5 protein-coding genes and 2 pseudogenes are annotated in these 4576 nt (G+C 68.5%); all 7 read right to left on the bottom strand.

Translation table 11 applies throughout. The features are described 5' to 3' along the window. Positions 1-972: pseudogene (locus AC5RUJ_RS11550) on the bottom strand (hypothetical protein); the annotation flags it as partial. A 174-nt stretch (positions 973-1146) separates the two neighbouring features. Beyond that, positions 1147-1344 (bottom strand): hypothetical protein, encoded by a 198-nt coding sequence (locus AC5RUJ_RS11545; RefSeq protein ID WP_494102374.1) that lies wholly within the window; start codon positions 1342-1344, stop codon positions 1147-1149. A gap of 1 nt (position 1345) precedes the next feature. Continuing rightward, positions 1346-2077, bottom strand: a complete 732-nt coding sequence (locus AC5RUJ_RS11540; protein ID WP_494102373.1) for a class E sortase — start codon at positions 2075-2077, stop codon at positions 1346-1348. 67 nt (positions 2078-2144) lie between these two features. After that, complete coding sequence (locus AC5RUJ_RS11535) at positions 2145-2936, bottom strand: IclR family transcriptional regulator domain-containing protein (RefSeq protein WP_494000487.1); 792 nt, start codon at positions 2934-2936, stop codon at positions 2145-2147. 8 nt (positions 2937-2944) lie between these two features. After that, entirely contained in the window at positions 2945-3589 is a 645-nt protein-coding gene (locus AC5RUJ_RS11530; RefSeq protein WP_494128406.1) for a 3-oxoacid CoA-transferase subunit B, read from the bottom strand. Further along, positions 3586-4275 (bottom strand): 3-oxoacid CoA-transferase subunit A, encoded by a 690-nt coding sequence (locus tag AC5RUJ_RS11525; RefSeq protein WP_494022486.1) that lies wholly within the window; start codon positions 4273-4275, stop codon positions 3586-3588. The genes AC5RUJ_RS11530 and AC5RUJ_RS11525 overlap by 4 nt, the downstream gene beginning before the upstream one ends. A gap of 12 nt (positions 4276-4287) precedes the next feature. Then, a pseudogene (locus AC5RUJ_RS11520) lies at positions 4288-4576 on the bottom strand (3-oxoadipyl-CoA thiolase); the annotation flags it as partial.

The raw sequence follows: 4576 nt of genomic DNA, 5'->3' as shown, positions 1-4576 counted from the left end.
CGCGCCGGCCGGGACGGCCACCGGCAGCACGTTCGACGGCGCTGCCGGCTGGGGCTGCGAGGCCGGGCTGACAACTGCTGCAGGTTCCTCGACCGGTTCCGCCGGTCCAAACTCCTCGCCATACGGCCACTCGCCGAAGTCGCCCGGCCATTCACCGATTCCTTCGAACAGCTCGTACATCCACAGAATGAGCTCCTCCCCCGCTGCAGGATCGGAGGCGCTCATTTCGCGGATCAAGGCGGCCAGGCCGTCCACGTCGCCCGCCATGAGGTACTCCATGATGAGGTCCATCAGGTACGTCATGCCCTCGGACTCGAGCACGAGGTCCATGTTCTCTTCCATCCAGCGCATGACGGTTTCCTCGTCGCTGGCGGCGATGTCATCCGGGATGTTGAAGTGCCTGTGGGTCAGGGTACGTCCGCCCACCACAATCGGCTCGATCACGGGAGCGGGTTTTGCCGCCGGAGGAGCTGCGGGTGCGGGCGCAGCCTCCGTGGGGGGCTCCACGGCAGGGGCGGACGGATCGGCGACGGGAGAAGTGGGCATGGTTTCCGGTGCCGGAGTTGAGTCCTCGGCCGGGACATCTTCCGCGGAGGCCGCCGCTGCGCCGCCGGCGGGGGATTCGCCCGCGGCCCCGTCGGTGCCGACGGCGCCGTCCGACGGCACACCGTCGTTGTCCGCTTCGGGAGCCTCGACCAGCAGGGTAACCACGGCGTCAGCCAGGGCCTCTTCCTGCTCCGCCTGAACCGGCTCGGCAGGGGCAGTTTCTTCAACCGGCGTGCCCGCGGCGACTTCCGACGCAACCATCCCGGCGGCAACCGCGTCCGGGCCCGGCGACGGGGCGGTGTCACCGGGGATCGGGGCCTGCATCTCGGCCGGATCCTGGCTGCCGGCGTGGGCGGGAACGCTGCCCAGGGCGAGAGCGGCGGCAACAGTGCCGGTGAGCAGCGCAGCGCGCAGTCGTGATGTCACGTGAAATGTCCTGTCCCCAACTCGGCTGTCCTGGCAGGGCGGAGATCGCGCCGATCCGATTGCTTCGGCGCCCTGCGTCGGCCGGCATTTACCGGCCCTTGCAGAAATATAAATGATGCAGGTCACATCCGCTAATCCGGCGCGCCTGCCGGGTCCGCGGCAACGCGGGTCGTCCTACCCTGACCGCTCCCAGGCCCCGCCGTCTGCCCGGCCCTGGCTGAGTGTTGCCTCGCCTTCCAGCAGCCCGAGGGAACTGATCCACGGGAAAACGAACTCCAGGAGCACCAGGACGACCGCCGCCAGCAGCATCAGCGACAGCAGGATCCGCACGGCGAACGGGCCGGGCAGGTTGCGGAAGATCCAGGCGTACACCTCAGGCTCCTGCCTGCGCGGCGACCAGGCCGGCGATGTCGGCAGGCGGTCCCGCCTCGGCGGGGCGCCATGATTCCAGCGCGGCGTACGCGATGTACCGCTCCCGGTCGCCGAACCGTGGATGACAGGTGGTCAGGGTCATCATCGCCCTGACAGGTTCGGCCCCCGGTTTTTCCGGCACCGGCAGCAGTACATCCGTCCGGTCCGGCGTCACGATGGTGTGCTCCTCGAAGACGTAGGTGAAGTACCCGTCGGCAGTGCGCACATGGATGCGGTCCCCGGGCCGGAGCGCGTCGATGTTGTCGAGGACCTTGCCGTAGGTCTGGCGATGGCCGGCCACCGCGAAGTTTCCGACCTCCCCCGGCATCGCCGTGCCGTCGTACATGCCCAGCCCCAGCGAATCGAGGATCTCGGGACCCACCCCCGCCGAGACCGGCACGGTGAAGTCATCGCCGAAGCGCGGGACGTAGACGATCCCGAAGGTCTCGCCGGCCCGGGGCTGCCCGCCCGTCTGCGGCGGCCCGAAGTCCTCGGCGGCGGCCGTCACGGCGGGACCTTCGAATTGCCGGGACAGGGCGCTGACCGCGTCCTGCTGCGCCGCCCGGGCGTCCAGGTTGGTCCACCACAGCTGCCAGATGACGTAGAGGAGGACGATGGCGCCCAGGGTCACGAGCAGTTCCCCCGCCAGGCCGGAGGCGGCCCGGAGCGAACCCATGGTTTGACGTTTTCCCATGTACGCAATCCTCCCTGGGGAACTCGATTCCTGCCGGCGGCGGGGCCGGCGCGCCCGCCTTCGGGACCTATTGCTGGGCGCGCAGCGCGTCGGTGACCTTGGCGGCGACGGCCTGCAGCTTCGGCAGGGCTTCCGCGACGACGGCGTCGACGTCCCGGGTGCCGTCTGCCAGCGATGCCTGCATGGACATGTTCAGGGCGGCGGCCACGGACCCGTCCGGATGCAGGACCGGAACGGCCACCGAGCGCAGGCCGATCTCCAGTTCCTGGTCCACCAGGGCCCATCCCTGGCTCCGCACCTTGTCCAGCTCCGCCCGAAGCTTGTCCGGGTCGGAGATGGTCCGTGACGTCAACGGCTTCAGCTCGGCCGAGGCCAGATAGTCCTCCAGCCGGCCGGCGGGCAGGCCGGCGAGCAGCACGCGGCCCATGGATGTGGCGTAGGCGGGGAAACGCGTGCCCACCATGATGCCCACGGTCATGATCCGCCGGGTGTGGATGCGGGCGATGTAGACGATCTCATCGCCGTCGAGAATCGACGCGGAGGTGGATTCATGCAGCTCCGCGGAAAGCTCTTCCAGCAATGGCTGCACCAGCTGGGGCAGACTCTGCCCGGCGAGGTAGGAATACCCCAGCTGGAGCACCAGAGCGGTGAGTTCGAAGACGCGGCCGTCGGTGCGCACATAGCCCAGGTCGACCAGGGTGTGCAGGAACCTCCGCGCGGTGGCACGGGTCAGGCCGGTCCTCTTGGAGACCTCGCTGAGCGTCATGGTGACGTTGTCGGCGTCGAAGGCCCTGATCACGGTCAATCCGCGGGCCAGCGACTGGACGAACTGGTCGCCCGGCGTCTTGGTCTCGGTCATGGTTCCTTTTACTCGGTGGGCGGAAGCAGCTTGATGTCCATCTTGGACTGCAGTTCCTCAAGCGTGTTCCCGAACGTTTCGCGCACGCGCACGCCTTCCTCGGTAATCAGGAAGACCGCGTCATTAGTGTATACGCGGGTGACGCAGCCCACTCCCGTGAGCGGGTAGGTGCATTCGGGCACCAGCTTCGGCTTGCCGTCCTTGGTGAACAGGGACATCATCACGTAGACGTCCTTGGCCCCCGTGGCCAGGTCCATCGCGCCGCCGACGGCGGGAATGGCGTCGGGTGCGCCGGTGTGCCAGTTGGCCAGGTCGCCGGTGGCGGAGACCTGGAACGCGCCGAGCACGCAGACGTCCAGGTGGCCACCGCGCATCATGGCGAAGGAGTCGGCGTGGTGGAAGTAGGACGCGCCCGGCACCTCGGTGACCGGGACCTTGCCCGCGTTGATCAGGTCCTGGTCGATCTGGTCGCCCTGCGCCTCCGGGCCCATGCCCAGCATGCCGTTTTCGGTGTGCAGGGTGATGTCCTGCTCGGCGGTCAGGTAGTTGGAGACCGACGTCGGCTGGCCGATGCCAAGGTTGACGAAGGAACCGGGCTGGATGTCCCGGGCCACCAGCCTGGCCAGATCTTCGCGGCTGAGTTTCTCGCTCACTGGTTTGCCTCTCCCTCTGCGGCCTGCGGCGCAATTTCGACGACGGTGTCCACGTAGATGCCCGGAGTCACGATGACCTCGGGATCCAGTTGGCCGGTCTCCACGATGCCGGAGACCTGCACGATGCTCTTCTTGGCGGCGGCGGCCATGATCGGTCCGAAGTTGCGGGCGGTCTTGCGGTAGACCAGGTTGCCCTTCCGGTCGGAGGTCAGCGCCTTGATCAGCGCGACGTCGCCGTGGATCGGCGTCTCGAGCACGTAGCCGCGCCCGTCGATCATCCGGGTCTCCTTGCCCTCGGCCAGCATGGTGCCGTAGCCGGTGGGCGTGAAGAAGGCGCCGATCCCGGCGCCGGCGGCGCGGATGCGTTCGGCCAGGTTGCCCTGCGGCACCAGTTCCAGTTCGATTTCGCCGGCGCGGTAGGCGGTGTCGAAGTGCCAGGAGTCGGACTGGCGCGGGAAGGAGCAGATGATCTTCTTGACCCTGCGCTCCTTGATCAGCAGCGCCAGCCCGGCGTCCGCCTGCCCGGCGTTGTTGTTCACCACGGTCAGGTCGGTGGCGCCGCAGTCCATCAGCGCGTCGATCAGTTCCATCGGTTGGCCGGCGTTGCCGAAGCCGCCGATCAGCACCGTGGCGCCGTCCTGGATGCCGGCCACGGCGTCCCGGGCAGTAGCAGCGAATGTAGGCACCCGCTTACCTCCTTAGTTCTTGGTTGAGTTGACGTTTTCCAGCACGACGGCGAGGCCCTGGCCCACGCCGATGCAGATGGCGGCCACGCCCCAGCGGTCCCCCGATTCCCGCAGCCGGCGGGCCAGAGTGCCGAGGATGCGGATGCCCGAGGCGCCCAGCGGGTGGCCGATGGCCACGGCCCCGCCCCAGGCGTTCACGATCGCCGGGTCGATGTCCCAGTTGTCGATGCACGCCAGCGACTGCGCGGCGAAGGCCTCGTTGAGCTCGACGGCGGCGACGTCGGACCAGGCGATGCCGGCC

It is taken from the genome of Arthrobacter sp. Y3223164, assembly GCF_059091005.1.
This window is presented reverse-complemented; position numbering and strand designations above follow the sequence as displayed.

What these genes read in the sequence shown, in the direction of transcription:
- AC5RUJ_RS11535 (WP_494000487.1), bottom strand. Translation starts at nt 2,936, where the DNA reads ATGACCGAGACCAAGACGCCGGGCGACCAGTTCGTCCAGTCGCTGGCC.
- AC5RUJ_RS11540 (WP_494102373.1), bottom strand. Translation starts at nt 2,077, where the DNA reads ATGGGAAAACGTCAAACCATGGGTTCGCTCCGGGCCGCCTCCGGCCTG.